This window comes from Mucilaginibacter sp. P5_A4, assembly GCF_056400605.1.
In genome coordinates this window covers 41,969-58,717 of the sequence record NZ_JBFUKX010000015.1, presented here as the reverse complement: position 1 = coordinate 58,717, position 16,749 = coordinate 41,969, and the positions used below count along the sequence as shown (strand labels likewise).

Below are 16,749 nucleotides of genomic sequence, written 5' to 3'. Positions count from 1 at the left end.
CCTCATTAGTGTTTAACCTTGTAATACTTTGAAGCAAACAGGAAAATAACCACGTAGCAAATAATGGGTAGATAATATGCCTTTGCCACATCATGATTGGCAACCTGACCCATAATGAACGGGAAGAACGCACCGCCAACTACACCCATTGATATAAAGGATGAGGCCTGCTGAGTATGGCTCCCTAAATTTTTTAAGCCCAAACTGAATATGGTTGGAAACATAATGCTGAAAAAGAAGTTAATCATCATTAAAGCGATGTAGGAAGGCCAGCCAAAACCCTGTGCAACAATTAAACACATAATGATATTACAGATAGCGAAAATGGCAAGCAATTTATTTGGTGCTATAAACCGCATCAGATAAGTGCCAACAATACGGCCAGCAGCCATCATAGCCATAAATATACTCATGTAGTTTACCGCGGTCTGGCTACTCAGTTTCATTACTTCATGCCCGTAATTAATAAAAAAGGCCCAGGTACCCCCTTGTGCAGCAACATTAAAAAACTGGGCAGCTACCGCCCACACAAAATGTTTGTGCTGGTACAGCGTTTTAGTGGGCTCAATATCTATATTAGTCGCATCAGGGTCTGTTGCTACTTTGGTATGCGGATCGATCAATACTGGGATTCTTAAAAACGTGAAAGCGACTGCTATCAATATAATTACACACCCTATACCGATGTATAATGATTTTACCGATGTAAGATCCGTACTATGCTCGGTTGTTGAGCGGAAAAGAAAATAAGAGCCGATAGCAGGTCCAATAATGGTACCTACCGCGTTGAAGGATTGTGAAAAATTAAGGCGCTGATCGCTGGTACGCTGATCACCAAGGGCCGCTGCAAAGGGGTGTGCCACAGTTTCAAGCGTTGCCATACCGCATCCCAAAACAAACAATGCAATCCTGAAAAAGTTAAATGAGGCGGCATTGGCAGCAGGCACAAATAAAAATGTGCCGGCGGCAAATAAGAATAAGCCAAGCAGCACACCTGGTTTATAGCCAAACTTCTTTAAAAAATACCCGGCAGGGACACTCATAATAAAATATGCCCCAAAAACGGAAAACTGGATGAGACCCGATTGCGATTTGGAAAGGCTGAGCACATTTTGAAAATGCTTATTGAGTACATCGCTCATGGATAGTAGTAAACCCCACATTAAAAATAATGAGGTGACAAAAATCAAGGGGACGATGAATCTCTTCTCGGTAAATGCGGGTTTTGAGGTCATAAAATATTGGTTTGATTAAAACAATGATTGTATTTAGATTTAAGCATAGGTAAACACAGCGGCAGCTTTGGTTATATTATCGCAAATTACCAATACTTCTGTACACACATATTGAATAGGCATAGCGTATTAATTAATTTGTTCAAGACTGATAGCCTCGCCGCCTGAAGGCTGCATGCTGATATTTAAAACCGTTTTGCTTGTAATCATTTGCATGCTTACCTTAACATGGGTTGCTGTATTAACCGATGGATCATCGCTGTATATTTTGGCTTTATATTTTTTGCCTGGTTCAAGAAACTTCAATTCAAGCTTAACCTGCCGTGCATCATTGTTGGTGATGGTACCCACAAACCAATCAGTTCCCCTACGCCGGGCGGTAGTAATGTACTGGCCGGGCGTACCTTGGATCACTTTTGTTTCATCCCAGGTGGTTGGTATTTTGTCCCAAAACTCCAACTCAGGTTCGTTATGTTCTGCCGATGGCTTATCATACCAATACAGTGTTTGCAACGGACTGTAATAAATGGCGGCCAGCGCCAGCTGGTGGGCGTGCGTGGTTTTTATGCGTTTATCAAAATAGCATATCGTGTAATCGGCAGCGCCGGTAATGTAGCGGGTAAATGGTAAAATGGTATTGTGGGTTGCATCCGGCATTTCTTCGTTACCACGGATGCCCTCTGCCGATACCAGGTTTGGCCAGGTACGTTGTTCGCCGGTAGGTCGCCAATCATCGTGTATATTAACCATGATGTTGCTGGCGGCAGCCTGCTGTATGGCCTTTTCCACCCAGGTTGTCCACCGGTGCGAGCCAACCTGTACAAAACCAAACTTTACGCCTTTTACACCCCATTTATTATAAACAGCAAACAGGCTATCACTCTGCGCATATAATGCCTGCTGGTTTACATACAGCCAGATGCCTACGCCCTTTTCCTTACCGTATTGAATAATGCCGGGCAGGTCAAAATCAGGAATGGCAACTTTTGTTGCATCAGAACTAAAACTAAAGGCCGGCCCATACCATTTCCAGTCGAATAGAATATATTGCAGGTGATGTTTTACCGCAAAATCTATATTTGCTTTGGCATCGGCTGTACTTTGGCTCATTACCCGCATAATTTTACCGGGTTTTATCCAACTGGTATTGGCTATTTTACCGGGTTCATTAAGGTTTAGCATCATATAATTATGCTCAACCAGGTCGCCCGGTTTTTCTGCTATCATGATAGCGCGCCATGGAGTACCAACCGGCGATACCAGCTGTGCGCTACCAAACATGGATGTTACCAATGTTGAAGTTTTACTGTCGCTTAGCTTAAACTTAGTACGCGCATAATCCACCAGTTGAGCTTCGCCAAGGGCGACAAAAAGACCGTTGGGAAGCTCAAGTGTTAAGGGGCGTTCGCTTTCGCCGGGCCAGTTATTTAGAGGCAATTTTAAGTAAGGCGCCTGGGCCCAGTTGGCAAACCAGGCTTGAGTACCTTGTGGCAAACTGAATTCAGTATTTTCGGCTGTGATATTATAATATGTTCCTTTGGGGTTTTCGGGTAAATAGTAACGGATGGCCGCCCCCTCGTTATAAACCCGTACCTGTACCTGTAGCACATAATCAGGGTTATCGTCCTTTACCAGGGTAATATCGGTTTCGTTGTAATGGTCTCTCACCTGGCTAACTTCACCTAAAACCGGCAACCAGGTTGTATCATGGGTGGTGGTTTTAATGCTTTTAATTTCGAGGTTTTCGCACCAGTTTTTATGCTGATCAACATTTAGCGCCATTGCCTTCTCCGATAATTGGTTATCCATCTGTATATCCAGTACAGATTCGGTTATAACCGGCTTATCTTTAAAATTTACCAGGTAATACATAGTGCGTTTGCCTGCATTATTTTTTTGATAAAAAGTGAATGTTATATTTTTATCGGGCGATTGAATTGCAATTTCGGATCTTTTTATAATATCCTGGCAATAGCCTACTGAGGCACACCACGTTGTAAGAAAGCACAATACTGTTAGCCTGGCTGTAATTATCATCTTATATAAATAAATTGGCTTGTTAGTTTTTAAGTTTACCTTTTTGTAAATTTTCAAGTCTCAGCAATGCCTCAATGTAGTAATAATCAGCGTAAATGATAGAGGCATCAATTTCAGTTCCGTTGGGTTTATGCCCTGTTGAATGTAACAGGAAAGCCGGGTTAGTACCCCTGCTTTGATAACTTGCTGATGAAAGTGCCACCAGCATTTTTTCGGCATAGTGCCTGTATAATTTGGCCTTCGCTTTATCTTTTACAAACGTGGAAAGCTCAAGCAGCCCCGAAGCAGCAACGGCCGCGGCGGATGCATCTTTAGGTGCGTTTGGAATATCAGGTGCATTAAAATCCCAGTAAGGGATCAAATCCCCAGGTAATTTCTTTAAGTACACATCTACAACCTTTTGTGCAAAATCCAAAAATTCAGCTTTATGGGTTTCGCGGTAGCACATGGTAAAGCCGTAAATAGCCCATGACTGGCCCCGGGCCCACATGCTGCTATCGGCGTATCCCTGGTGTGTAATTCCTTTAATTTTTTTGCCGGTTACGGTATCATAAACTACTACGTGATAAGCTGAATAATCGGGCCTGAAATGATTATGCATGGTGGTTTCCGCATGTTTAACCGCAATGTCATACAGGTGATGGCTGCCTCCGTTTTTTGATGCCCAGAATAACAATTCCAGGTTTATCATATTATCAATAATGGTATTGTGTGGCCAGCCCATCTTTTTTACCATAGCCGGCCATGATAATATAGTGCCCACTTTAGGATTAAAAAGGGTAGCCAGCGAATCGGCCGATTTAAGGATCACCTTTTTGTATGCCGGGTTTTTGGTAAGGCGATAGCCGTTGCCAAAGCTATTGTTGATCTGGAAACCCAGGTCGTGATCAAAACCACTTTGGTTGGAGAGGGGCGTTAATTCGCGCGTATATTTATCAGCAGCAATTTTCCATTTTGCATCATGTGTCCCCTGGTATAAATACCATAGCACCCCCGGCCAAAAACCGCTGCACCAATCATGATAACTTACACATTTCCAGGCAGTTTTACCGTTTGCAATATTGCGTGGCAAATTTGCCGCCGAATCTATAGCGTTCTCTTTTAATGTTTTAGCTGCCTGTTTTGCACAGTACAAGATCTCTTTCGCGGGCGAAAACCTGCTTTGAGCAAGTGCTAAACCGGCAAACGACCAAATCAGTATACTTAAACCTGCCCTTTTTAAATTATTATGAATCATTTTTTTTAATCAATACTGCTTTTCTTTTTGCATTTCATATACCTGGTTATTTTAGGCAGGAGATATTGGGATTTAGTTTTTACCGGTGGCATTTAAAGCTCCAGTAAATACACTTCCCGGTGTCAATTGGCAATTCAAACATAATGCAATCTAAAACGTTTTAAGTTGAATTTAATCATAAATATTTACTCCAACGTTGTAGTTTATTAAGGGGAGACTTAAGTCGGGAATAATCGATATAAGATCAAGAAAAAGAGCAGAAAAAAGGAGAAAAAGATTAGAAAAATCGAGAAAAATATAGGATCAAATAAAAACTTTATTTTGATCAATGGTAGAACTGCGGATATGCAAAATAGCAGGAACAACGATTTGCTTTTTTGCCCGTTCCTGAACTTTGTTATCAATTTGTTCAAGCAGTAAGTTCACCAGCTCTTCAGACATTTTGGCAACCGGTTGAGCTACGGCGGTTATGCCCGGAGTAAACAATTTAAAAACTTCATGGTCATCAAATGAAACCACCCCTATATCCCGCGGGACAGACATGCCCATCTCCTTAATCACCTCCATGCCTTTAAGGGTAAGGTAACTTGTGCCAAAAAACAAGGCATCTATCTGCGGGTTGTTTTTTATCAGCGCTGCTATTTCATGAACCGCATCCTGTTCAACTTTGGCGTAAACTATTTTTGTAACGCAGGGAGCCAGGCCGCTTTCCTGTAAGGCGTCCAGGTAACCCGTTAACCGGTCGGACATTTGGGTTTGATCCGATTCAAGGGTTATAAAGGCAATGCTCTTGTATTGTTGATCTATCAGCAGTTTAACCGCCTGGTATGTACTATTCAGGTTATCAATAACAACCTGGTCTGTTTCAATGGTTTTGTAATAACGGTCGAACAAAACCAGTGGGATGTTATCGCTTAAAAGGCCCTTTATATCGCTTTCAAGTCCGCCGGAGGGAGCAATGATAAAGCCATCAACGTGGCGGTCTTTAAACAGGCCGATAAGCTCGCGGGTTTTGTCCGGGTCATTCTTGGTACTGCCATAAATTATTTTGTAGCCACGCAGATTAGCGAGTTCTTCAACAAAACCCGCTATGGATGAAAAAAAGGGGTCGGCAATATTTTCAATCAGCAAACAAATGATCTTGGTTTTGCCGGTTCGTAAACTTTTGGCCAGCAGGTTTGGCTTATACCCTATTTCGTCTACATATTTCAGTACTTTTTCGGTTAGTACCGCGCTTAAGCCAACATCTTTTGATTTTCCGTTTAAGATGAGGGAAACCGTTGTAATAGAGATGTTTAAATGCGACGCAATATCTTTTATTGAAATCTTTTTTTTCATTTAACTGAAATTACGCGGTACATGTTAACCAAAGCTTATTATTGTTTTTTGCCGGCCGGAACCTGTTTTAAAAGCCAGGCCGAAATATCATTGGCAGCCTTATCATTCTCATATCCGGCAGGTAAACGCCCGTTTGTGTATTCGTTGTAAAGCCAGGGATCGCCAATGGCTAATACCGTTCCTTTGCCAAACTTAGCACTGGCAATTATTGTTTGCCCTTTTTTAGTTAAAGCCGCTTCTGCGGGGGATTGGGTGCTAATGGAACAAACATCCTTCATAAATATTTTTATCGCCGTTTTAAATAACGGATTACCGGTGGTATTGATGGCGCCATCTTCAAAGTGGCTGTCATCAATCACATGATTTTGAAGATCGTTATTAAAATGCATCCCAAATTTTGCGGCCAGCAGGTTAAAGTGAGGCAGCTCTACATTTGCGCTGTCGTTAGCCAGCATTACCAGCACACCACCGCCTTTTACCCATAAGGCCACAGCTTCGGCATCTGTCTCGGTTATATAATTAGGTTTGGGACTTTCCTTTTTGGTATCCGGATCAACAATAATATATATAGCCGTTCCTTTTAAATTGGCTTTAGTTGGCGCGGTAACCAGGGAATCTAAAGTTGCGCCGTATTTTTTAAATGCATCGCCCCATATGGAATAACCTGTATTTTGTTTTTCTTCCCACAGGTAATGGAAACGCTGCGGTTGCCCGGCAACCGTATGAACCTCGCGGTTGTAGTAATAATCCAGTTTAACAACCTGTGATTTTGCTTCATATACTCCCTGGCCTAACAGCAGTATACATATCAACCTTTTTGCAAACATCCTGTAATTCATATATAATTAAAGCGTTATCGTTGTTTATTAATACTATTATAATTGGTTACCAAATGTATTGCCGAATGCTCTTTTTTATGCCATAAGGGCAAAAATTATTTACTACATCGATTGAGTGCAAAACCTGTATGCTCAATAAAAGCAACGTAGTTATTTTTTACTGTTGTTGAAATGGGGCGGGCAGGGGAGTGTTAAGAGCCAAAAAGTTTGTTAAGGAGGTTAAGATGCAAACAGTACAAAATAGTTTTAAAGGGCGTTCGGGTGAATCATATTATTACCTATATTATTAAAGATAATGCAACAGAAAGTTTAGCTTTAAGCAACTCTTACAAGCATCTTTATGAATTTCGATATAGACAGGCAAACACTAAATGATTTGGCAATATTTCAAAATAACAATTCACGCCAATCTATTTATAGCCTTTTCAGCCACACAAATACAATTGGTGGCAATGAAGCGTTGCAAGATATGTTCAACAAGCCCCTTATCGATCCTGTTCACATAAGGGAAAGAATAGAAGTGTTTTTGTATATGGAGGAACATCATATTAAAATTAGCTTAAATAGAAACGATTATGATTTTGTAGAATTTTATCTAAAAAAGCATTACCATGCTAAACCATTTTCAGTTATACCCAGGTTCTTAAAAAAAATCATATATGCAATTAATAATAATAATGATTATTATGTAATTCAAACTGGCATAGAAAGTACGCTGTCGATACTTGATAGCTTAATAAAATTCGCTGACGCACTACAGGGCGATCTGCCTAAAAAAATACAGGAATTCCGTTCGGCTATCTTAAATACTTTCCAGCCGAAAGAATTTGCATGGTTAAAACAACTTATAACTAAACCTAACCGCAGTGCTACAGATATGGCGAAAGCGGACCACTTTTTCAGGCAGCTCGCTTATGAAAGAATGAAGATTTTGTTAAATGTTGCTTATCAGTTAGATGTTTATCAATCCGTTAGTGTAAGCGGTAAGGCCCTTGGTTTCACATTGCCGGTAGTTAATGAAAATAATGCAACGAGATTAATTATTAAGGGCTTATTCCACCCATTTATTGCCGATGCTAAAAGTAATGACATCGAATTTAGTCCCGACAAAAATGTTTGTTTCATTACCGGTACTAATATGGCCGGAAAATCATCTCTGCTTAAATCAATCGGAATTGCTATCTATTTATCTCAACTGGGCTTTCCAGTGCCTGCGAAACACATGGTAACTTCCGCATTTAAAGGTCTGATAACAACCATAAACTTAGCGGATGATGTGGAACAGGGACAAAGCCACTTTTATAAAGAAGTATTGCGGGTTAAGCATGTGGCTGAAAAATTAAATCAGTCAAAAGATATTTTCGTCATTTTTGACGAATTGTTCAGAGGGACAAATGTTAAAGATGCCTATGATGCCTCTCTTGCCATAATCGCTGCCTTTGCAGAGGTAAAAACCTGTTTCTTTGTAGTTTCAACACATATTGTTGAGGTTGCCCATGAATTATCATCCGTTGAAAATATTAATTTCCGATATATGGAAACTATTTTTGAAGATACTAACCCGGTACACAGTTATAAACTTAAACATGGCATTACAGAAGAGCGATTAGGAATGTGGATTGTGAAAAATGAACGGATTCTGGAAATAATAAAAAACTCTTTAAAACTTTAGAGGCCGTTTAAAAATAAAAAACAACCGCCATTGCCAGGTACCCACCAGAAAATCCTGGAAAAAACAGTAATTAAATGTATGGATACCACAATCACCTCGTGATCGTCATTGCGAGGAGGTACGACGAAGCAATCCCCAAAATACAGATCGGAATTGCACAGCTACTCTGTAAATCGGGGATTGCTTCGTTCCTCGCAATGACGGATAAGAGGTTTATGTGTAAAAAAAATACATATTGATAATCAATAACTTACAACCATGCCATTATAAGATACGAAGCAATCCCAAACTATACAGATCGGATTTGCAAAAGCTACTCTGTAAATTGGGGATTGCTTCGTACCTCGCAATAACGCGTGGATATATCTCAAAGCCTTGGAATCAGCATGCTATAGTAAGCGTGTTGCAGGTGCTATTGGTTAACCGGGGTTGATGAATTACGGATAAAAACCTGGGTAGGTAATACAACTGTTTCAAACTCGGTTACCGGTCTTTTGCTTTCAATCAGGTTAATCAGCATTTCGGTGGCCTTTTTGCCCATTTCATAACCCGGCTGGTAAACCGTGCTTAATGAAGGATTTAAAACATCGGCTAATTGTGTATTGGTAAAACCAAGCAGGGCAATGTCTTCGGGGATTCTAAACTCCAGTTTATGCAAAAGCGATAAAGTTGTTGTGGTGATCCTGTCCGAGGCTGTAAAAATAGCGTCCGGGCGATCTGGTGAAAGTAAAAGTTCGTTAAGCGCTTTTTCTATTTCACCAAGATCTTTACCGCCATGAAGACAATATTTTATATGCCGATCATTTGGTTTAATATTGTTTTGCTCCAATGCCAACAGGTAACCTTTCAACCTTTCGGCTGTGATTGACACATTTACCGAACTTGTTATATGCGCAATTTTTCTGTATCCGGCTTTAATTAAGGCATTTGTTGCCTCATAGGCCCCCATAAAATTGTCTGCAATAACTTTGTGGGTTTCAATTTCGTCGCTCACCCTGTCGAAAAAAACAATAGGTAAGCCCTTCTCATGCAGCTTTTTAAGATGCTCTACATCCTTTGTTTCTGTAGATAAGGATATCAGCAGCCCATCAATTGAACGATAGATTAAATGGTTCACATTTAACATTTCAAGCTCATACGATTCATGGGTTTGCGTAATAAATACGTTATAGCCTTTGCTGTGCGCAATAAATTCTATGCCATTAATAACCTGCGAAAAAAAATGATTATCAATGGTAGATACAACTATTCCTAAGGATTTGCTGTTTCCCTGCTTTAAACTCTGGGCCATGGGGTTAGGCTGGTAATTGAGCCTTTTGGCACATTCCAGGACCAGTTTTTTGGTTTTCTCCCCTATTTCATGACTATCCTTTAGCGCTTTAGATACAGCTGAAGTAGAAATCCCTAATTCCTTAGCAATATCTTTTATCGTAACTACCCCGAAATTCATACTTTATAAAATTTACCCAGTTATTCAGCTACAGCCAATAAACTAATCTGTAGTAAACATAAGTAAATTAATGAAAATATAAATTCAGTATTAACCAGCAGGATCGCTTTTAAATGAAAACAAGCAGGAGGCACCTACGGAGCCGGGGTTTGGGTTTTCCTGTGTGCTATAAACACGCGACTCCCACGGAGTCAATGTTACAATAACCATTTCCAACTCCAGCGGAGTTATGTGTTTATAGTGAAAAAACATTTTGCTTTTGGCTCCGTAGGCGCCTCCTTTTAAACGCGATTTCCCTGTATTAACCAGGAATTAAGCAAACTGGTTAAACGCCGCCAAAAATCGAAAAACCGCCATCTACACAGATCATAGATCCGGTAACAAATTTTGATGCATCGCTTAACAGCCATACCAGCGCACCTATTAATTCATCGGGATGACCAAAACGCTTAAAGGGGGTTTGCTTAATTACCAGTTGTCCTCTTTCTGTATATCCGCCCTCGGGTTTGGTTAGCAGGTTACGGTTTTGCTCGGTAAGAAAAAAGCCCGGCGCCAACGCGTTCATCCTGATGGCATCGCCATAACGGTTAGCCAGTTCCACCGCAAACCATTGGTTATAACAATCAACCGCCGCCTTACCAATATTGTAGCCCAATACCTTGGTAATGGCCCGTTTGGAGTTCATAGACGAGATATTGACGATACTGCCTTTGCCGGTTTGCGCTATGGCCTCGCCAAATACCTGTGTGGGGATAATGGTGCCCCAGGTATTCAAATCCATCACGGTTTTCATACCGGCTATGTTCATTTTAAAAATATCTTCGTCGGGTTGTAAAACGCCTTGCGGCATATTACCCCCTGCCCCATTCACCAGGCCATCCAAACGACCGAAGGTGTCCAGCAGTTTGGTTTTAGCCGCCTGCAATTCTGCTTCGTTTAAAACATCGGCAGCTAAAGCAACTGCTTTACCGCCATTTTTATTAATAGCAGCTGCACGTTCTTCGGCTATTTCGGCGTTTCTGCCTAATATACCTACTGCACCACCTGCTTCCACAATACCATTTATAAACGAGTTGCCTAATATGCCTGTACCGCCTGTAACTACAATTACTTTACCGGCCAATGAGAAGTTATTTTCCAATGTATTTGAATCTTTTTAATTTTAGTTAAAGATAGTTATTATCTGATGTCGGGAATGGCAATCGGGTCCATATCGGTATAGTCGAGGTTTTCGCCGGCCATGCCCCAAATAAAGCTGTAGCTTGCCGTACCGCTGCCCGAATGGATGCTCCAGGGTGGTGATACCACCGCATCGTAGTTATTCATGGTGATATGCCGGGTTTCCTGTCCCTCGCCCATATAATGAAAAATCTTTTGTCCCTGTGGTACATCAAAATAAAAATAGGCTTCCATACGGCGGTCATGTACATGCGACGGCATGGTGTTCCATACACTGCCATCATGCAAAATGGTTAAGCCCATTACCAGCTGGCAGCTTTTTGTGCCTTCCAGGTGAATATATTTATTGATGGTACGATGGTTGGCTGTTGATGCCGAACCAAGCGTAACTTTTACCGCATCGGCCTGGGTTAACAGCGTTGTTGGATATTGGGCATGTGCCGGCGCCGAAAGCATATAGAATACAGCAGGTTCGGCCGCGTTTTTACTGGCAAAATGAACACTTTTAGTACCCTTGCCAATGTACAGGCAATCCAGTTTTTTAAGGTCGAAAGATTGGCCGTCGGCTATTACCACACCATCGCCGGCAACATTAATGATGCCTATTTCCCTGCGTTCCAAAAAATATTCGGCCCTAAGGTTGGGGTAGTTTGGCAGCAATAGTTGGGTATTTACAGGGTTGGCAAAACCAACTATCATCCTGTCGTAATGGGTATAGGTACAATTGATCTCGCCGGGCTGTACCTGGTTATCTATAAGGAAACGCTCGCGGATAAGCGCGGTTTGATAACTTTTAAAATCTTCGGGATGTACACTTTGTAATACTTTCAAGGTGATATGTTTTTATTTAAATCTTTGCAATTCTACAACCCAAACTACTAATTAAAAAGATATAGCAAGCATATTTTTACTTCATCGTTGTAGTTAATAAGCATCCATGCAAAGGATAAAACTTCCAAAACCGTCCGTGAAACGCCTATCCAGGCGTCATACGAGTAACCATCAGCCGAGCTGGAAAAAACAGTAATGACATGTATGAATACCACAATCACCTCGTGATCGTCATTGCGTATCCACCGGGATAATCCTGGAAAAAAATGGGGATGACGTGTTGGGTTTAGGGCCTCACAACACCCATGTCATTGCGAGCGCAGCGCGGCAATCGCGAACTGTGCAGGTCCGCCCTGTATAGCATGCGATTGCTTCGTTCCTCGCAATGACATAGATTATATTAAAAAACAGCTCTGACAATCAGACACTTGCGAACACGTCCTTATAAGGAAATACGACAAAGCACTCCCTAAAATACAGATCGGATTTGCACAGTTACTCTGTAGGTCGGGGATTGCTTCGTACCTCGCAATGACGATCTATTTATCTATTTTTAAACAACCCCTAACTCCTCAGCGCCATTACCAACCCATACGGTGCTTTGGGTGTCATCCAGGTAGATTTGGGCGGCAACCTATCACCCCGCGTTGCTGCTTCCATCACCTGGTCAATTGTTAACGGATAAACCGTAAAGCCAACGGCGTCTACGTTCGCCTCGCAAAAATCCACCAGTTTATCAAGCCCGCCCGGGCCGCCGGCATAATGTAAACGTCCGTCGGTCATGGGATCAATAATCCCAAAAACCGGCGCCAAAATATAATGCTGCAATAATATCACTCCAGGCCCCTGCCGTTTAGCAAACAAATGGTACCAACGCCCACCAGCCAGCATCCCGATCCAGCCCGGTGTACCCGGCGCATAAGGCAGGTTATCCATAGAAAGCTCAACTACGAAATCCTTTTCCAAACAAAACAGTAATTCTTCTAAAGGTAAAACCACCCGGGGCAGCACCATCCTATAAAAAGGTCCTACTTCAAATTGGTCGGCAGCCATCAGCAGCGAACTGATATACCGGTCGTTCGTACTTGCTGCCGCCGCTATCCGGTGATGGCCATCAGCGACAAATGCATGTTCAACTTCCGAAAACAGCAAGGTGAGCAAATGCAATGTCTCTGTATCCTGAACCCGCCATAACAAATGGCTCGCCCCTTTATAACTCAACTTATCTGGAGATCCGGTAGCTTTAACCGCAGCAATCAAACGGCCAATTGCCCCATCCGGCGGGTAAGCCAGCAACACCGGCTGGCCCTCCAACCCTACCGCCAACCTGTATTCGCGGTGTCGCAACTCCTTTTCTGCCAGCGTAAGCTCATGTGCCAGCACACTTCCTTCCCGGTAACTATCCAGCGCCATTAAAGTCCAAACCCCGGTTGATGTCTTCCCATCACGCCAAACCTCGTAGATATACATACATGGCTCCACATCCTGCAGCAGCAGCTTATTAGCCAACAGATCCTGAAATACCTCCTTTATTTCGGAATAAACGCTATCCAGAGCGCCCGCGTCCAGGTCGCTATTCCTCGAGCCACTCTCCAGTAACAACTTCAAAGCAGGCACAACGGCACCCACCAGGTGCTCGCCCGACATATCAATCCCCGTAAAAAGGAACTGCTCCGCGTAAAAAGGATGCGGCCTCACCGCGCGAAAAGGACTAATCCCAATCATATCATCACTTTTTCAAATACTGTAACTTATTAAAAGCTGTTTAAATTTATTAATGTTTTATACTTCTAATGAAGCGCATATCCATGCGTCATTGCGAGGTCTATTTATTTTTAAACAGTCTCTAATAACTTAACCAAATCTATATATTTATTGTTGTAATAAACACCAAAAAAAGCCGGCATCACCGGCAACCTTCATTACTATTTTACGTCAGCATTCTGGCATAACGGATTACGATAATATGAAGATCAATAGGGCGCTAATTGGTTCGATCCATCCCGAAAAATTCAAGTTTGAAAATTTAAAAGGCTGAACCATTCGCATCAACCCTGCTGCTCATTTTATGTACCAAATTCTCAATAGATTAGAAACAAAAAAAGCGAACAAAAAGACTAAAATTCATCTTTTGTTCGCCTGGGGTTTTCCTACATGGACTCGAACCACGATTGTCTGAACCAGAATCAGAAGTGCTACCATTACACCATAGGAAAAAACATTATAACAACACCTCGCATGCTGTTACAATGCAAATATAGCACGTAAAGCTTATTTAACAAAAAATAGTTTCTGCTACCTTTCCCATTTTATGCCTTTTATGCCTGCCTGGTGCAGCCGTTCGGTAAGTTGCCCAACGTGATGCTGCAGATGGCGGATATTATATAAATGCAATTGCAGCCGGTTCATCGGGATCCAGGAAAAACCGCATTGTTCATCGTTATTTTTATCGCTAACCATATTTTCAAGACTATCCGATATGCGTACGGCATAATCAATGATGTCATTTTTTGAATAAACAGCATTAATAATTATTGGCTGCAGATCATGAGTTACCGTGCCCAGCGAGTTGTAATTGGACATATGCTTGTCCCAGGGCACAAATTTGTCAGCACTTTCTGACAAATATAATGATGTATAAAAAAGCGCGTGATAGGCTATACGCCAAAATGCGTTTTCAAATTCTATACTTTCCCATAAATCGTCCGGGCATTTTTCAATAGTATCCAGAAGCATTTTAACAGCAGCTTTGTACTGCGAAACAAGCTCATTTTTCATCATTTATTTGCTTCGGCATACTTTTTAAAGTTGTCGAGAATTGCCTGCCATCCTCCCTGCTGCATTTCTATGGGGTTAGTAGTTTCGGGCTCAAATGTTTCTATCAGCCGGGTTGTACCATCCTGGCTAATAAAATCAACTTTTACTTTCCGGCCATCATCCATCGTGTATGCAATCAGGCTGTATTCCTTTACGTTGGTATAAACACCTCCAAAATCAAAACTGAAACTACCATCTTTTGCGGCCATGGTGGTTTTAAACTTACCATCCTTGCGCAGGTCATTGTCGGCATAAGGGGCGTGCCAATCGTCAGATGCATTGCACCACTTAGTAATATGCTCTGGCTTTGCCCAAAAATCCCAAACTTTTTCAACAGGAGCGTTTACTGTACACTCAACTGTGATGGCTGATTTAGCGTTTCCATTTTTCAATTTATTAAGATTGATTTTCCTTTGATAAAATTAGGGCAATTTTTCAAAGTATTAAAGTGCAAATGCGACATTTTTGGGAGTATAAATTACTATGGGAGAAACACATATCCACACGTCATTGCAAGTGGTAAAATTTCTCGAAACTCCGAAGAGGAATGACGTTTTAAAAGATTTGTCATCCTGAACGGAGTGAAGGATCTATTCGCAGACTGTACAGGGCGAAGAAGCATGGCGAATATAGATGCTTCACTACGTTCAGCATGACAAAAGAGTTTCTTTTAAACAGCCTTCCAAGATTGAACATATTTTACTAAAAAAGCCGCCTGTAAAACAAGCGGCTTCCTAATTTTATAAGCAGGTACTGTTTAATCCTCGTTTACAAACGAGCGCAGCATCCAGGTATTTTTTTCGTTAAACTGCATAAAGCGGTTTACCATATCGTTGGTACCATCGTCGCCGGCTTCGGCGGTAATGTCCAGTATTTCTCTTTCTTTAGCAATTAAAGCAGCCAGGTCTTCAATAATGGCTTTAACCATCAGGGTATCTTTTAAACCTATTGTTTGTATTTCTTTAATCTGCGATGTTGTTATATAATCTTTAAAAGTGCTATAAGGTGGCTTACCTAACGACAGGATCCGCTCGGCCAGCTCATCAATAGTAAGTAAAGCGGCAGTGTACAACTCTTCAAACTTAATGTGCAGGGTAAAAAAGCTTGGGCCCTTTACATTCCAATGGCAGCCACGCAGTTTTTGATAATGAATATGGTAGTTGGCCAACAGGTCGTTAAGATGGTCAACAACAGGTTTTACTTTTACTTCTTCTAAGCTTATTTCTTCGGCGTTCATATGAATAGTGATTTTAGTTTTTTTAACACAGGATTGATAGCATTGTTTGGTAAAATTAAACAGTTTGGATATAATAAATCATATTTGTAAACTTTATGACAAAGCTGCTACCATTCATACAACACCAATGCAAGTACGCCATATGGCGCATGGAAATTGATGAAATAAGCAACATTATATTCCTGGAAGTACGCAGCAGCGAAGATAAAAAAGTGACCTTCACCTCGATAGACCTCACAAGCGGAGCCGTGAACTTTACTGACCTCAGCACACCCGAAAGATGGCTCACCGGCATCGAGGCCGCTTTTAATGGCGTACTGCTCATCCACAATTATCAATCAGAAACCGGGCCTGCGCATAAAGGCCTGGTGGCCATTGATGGTATTAACGGGCAAACACGATGGAGCAATTATACCCTGGCTTTTGACCGCCTCACGGTAAACGGACCGGTAGTTTACAACGCACAAATTCAGCCTAAGAAATTATTGCTGGCCGATATAAAAACCGGGACTGCTTTAAGGGCCTATCAGCCTGTTATTGATACAGAATTGGATAACCATATTGTAAGCGCGCAAATACTCCCTGCCCAATTTTTAAAACATGTGGTTTTGCCCGCAGATCCTTTCGGAAATACGGTACATTACATGGAGCACAATAACTATAGAATTGTATCTTTGCACACAATTTTGGCCGAACAAATGGAGCAGCATCTTTATATTTTTAATGATGAAAACGCTGTTGTTTACCACGATTTGTTGCAAACCAATATACAAAAATTGCAACCCGAGGCGTTTGTAGTACATAAGAATAAACTGATCTACCTTAAAAACAGGTCAGCGTTAATAGTTTTAAATTTATAAAACACTGTATTGTAACT

General features: G+C 41.5%; 14 protein-coding genes. 2 read left to right on the top strand and 12 right to left on the bottom strand.

Translation table 11 applies throughout. The features are described 5' to 3' along the window. Positions 1–5 precede the first annotated feature (5 nt). The 5 genes from fucP to AC1DQW_RS11545 all read right to left on the bottom strand — a co-directional run bounded on the left by fucP (position 6) and on the right by AC1DQW_RS11545 (position 6,686). The gene (fucP, locus tag AC1DQW_RS11565; RefSeq protein ID WP_477454220.1) at positions 6–1,235 is read right to left on the bottom strand and encodes an L-fucose:H+ symporter permease; all 1,230 of its coding nucleotides are present in this window, start codon (positions 1,233–1,235) and stop codon (positions 6–8) included. Positions 1,236–1,364: 129 nt separating this feature from the next. Continuing rightward, entirely contained in the window at positions 1,365–3,272 is a 1,908-nt protein-coding gene (locus AC1DQW_RS11560; RefSeq protein ID WP_477454219.1) for a glycoside hydrolase family 97 protein, read from the bottom strand. Positions 3,273–3,294: 22 nt separating this feature from the next. Beyond that, entirely contained in the window at positions 3,295–4,509 is a 1,215-nt protein-coding gene (locus tag AC1DQW_RS11555; RefSeq protein ID WP_477454218.1) for a glycoside hydrolase family 88 protein, read from the bottom strand. A gap of 303 nt (positions 4,510–4,812) precedes the next feature. Further along, on the bottom strand, positions 4,813–5,847 hold the full coding sequence (locus tag AC1DQW_RS11550; RefSeq protein ID WP_477454217.1) for a LacI family DNA-binding transcriptional regulator: 1,035 nt from the start codon (positions 5,845–5,847) through the stop codon (positions 4,813–4,815). 38 nt (positions 5,848–5,885) lie between these two features. Then, positions 5,886–6,686 (bottom strand): DUF4350 domain-containing protein, encoded by an 801-nt coding sequence (locus tag AC1DQW_RS11545; protein WP_477454216.1) that lies wholly within the window; start codon positions 6,684–6,686, stop codon positions 5,886–5,888. A gap of 340 nt (positions 6,687–7,026) precedes the next feature. Between AC1DQW_RS11545 and AC1DQW_RS11540 the strand changes: the two genes are divergently transcribed. Continuing rightward, positions 7,027–8,358, top strand: a complete 1,332-nt coding sequence (locus AC1DQW_RS11540; protein WP_477454215.1) for a MutS-related protein — start codon at positions 7,027–7,029, stop codon at positions 8,356–8,358. Positions 8,359–8,770: 412 nt separating this feature from the next. On the opposite strand, the gene AC1DQW_RS11535 is transcribed toward AC1DQW_RS11540, so the two are convergent. The 7 genes from AC1DQW_RS11535 to AC1DQW_RS11505 form a co-directional block, all read right to left on the bottom strand. Next, positions 8,771–9,808: a LacI family DNA-binding transcriptional regulator gene (locus AC1DQW_RS11535; protein ID WP_477454214.1), complete on the bottom strand. Its 1,038-nt coding sequence runs from the start codon at positions 9,806–9,808 to the stop codon at positions 8,771–8,773. A gap of 325 nt (positions 9,809–10,133) precedes the next feature. Next, complete coding sequence (locus AC1DQW_RS11530; protein WP_477405432.1) at positions 10,134–10,949, bottom strand: SDR family oxidoreductase; 816 nt, start codon at positions 10,947–10,949, stop codon at positions 10,134–10,136. A gap of 38 nt (positions 10,950–10,987) precedes the next feature. After that, positions 10,988–11,818 carry a 5-dehydro-4-deoxy-D-glucuronate isomerase gene (gene kduI, locus AC1DQW_RS11525; RefSeq protein ID WP_477454213.1) on the bottom strand — a complete coding sequence of 277 codons (831 nt, stop codon included), beginning with the start codon at positions 11,816–11,818 and terminating at the stop codon, positions 10,988–10,990. Between the two features lie 564 nt (positions 11,819–12,382). After that, a complete protein-coding gene (locus AC1DQW_RS11520) occupies positions 12,383–13,543 on the bottom strand; it encodes a DUF1015 family protein (protein ID WP_477454212.1) in 1,161 nt (386 codons plus the stop codon). Positions 13,544–14,113: 570 nt separating this feature from the next. Beyond that, a complete protein-coding gene (locus AC1DQW_RS11515) occupies positions 14,114–14,599 on the bottom strand; it encodes a hypothetical protein (protein ID WP_477454211.1) in 486 nt (161 codons plus the stop codon). Further along, positions 14,596–15,027 (bottom strand): SRPBCC family protein, encoded by a 432-nt coding sequence (locus AC1DQW_RS11510; RefSeq protein ID WP_477454210.1) that lies wholly within the window; start codon positions 15,025–15,027, stop codon positions 14,596–14,598. Before AC1DQW_RS11510 ends, AC1DQW_RS11515 begins: the two co-directional genes overlap by 4 nt. Before the next feature lie 365 nt (positions 15,028–15,392). Further along, positions 15,393–15,872, bottom strand: a complete 480-nt coding sequence (locus AC1DQW_RS11505) for a Dps family protein (protein WP_295713909.1) — start codon at positions 15,870–15,872, stop codon at positions 15,393–15,395. A 95-nt stretch (positions 15,873–15,967) separates the two neighbouring features. On the opposite strand from AC1DQW_RS11505, the gene AC1DQW_RS11500 reads away from it, so the two are divergent. Then, positions 15,968–16,732: a DUF4905 domain-containing protein gene (locus AC1DQW_RS11500; RefSeq protein WP_477454209.1), complete on the top strand. Its 765-nt coding sequence runs from the start codon at positions 15,968–15,970 to the stop codon at positions 16,730–16,732. Positions 16,733–16,749: the final 17 nt, after the last annotated feature.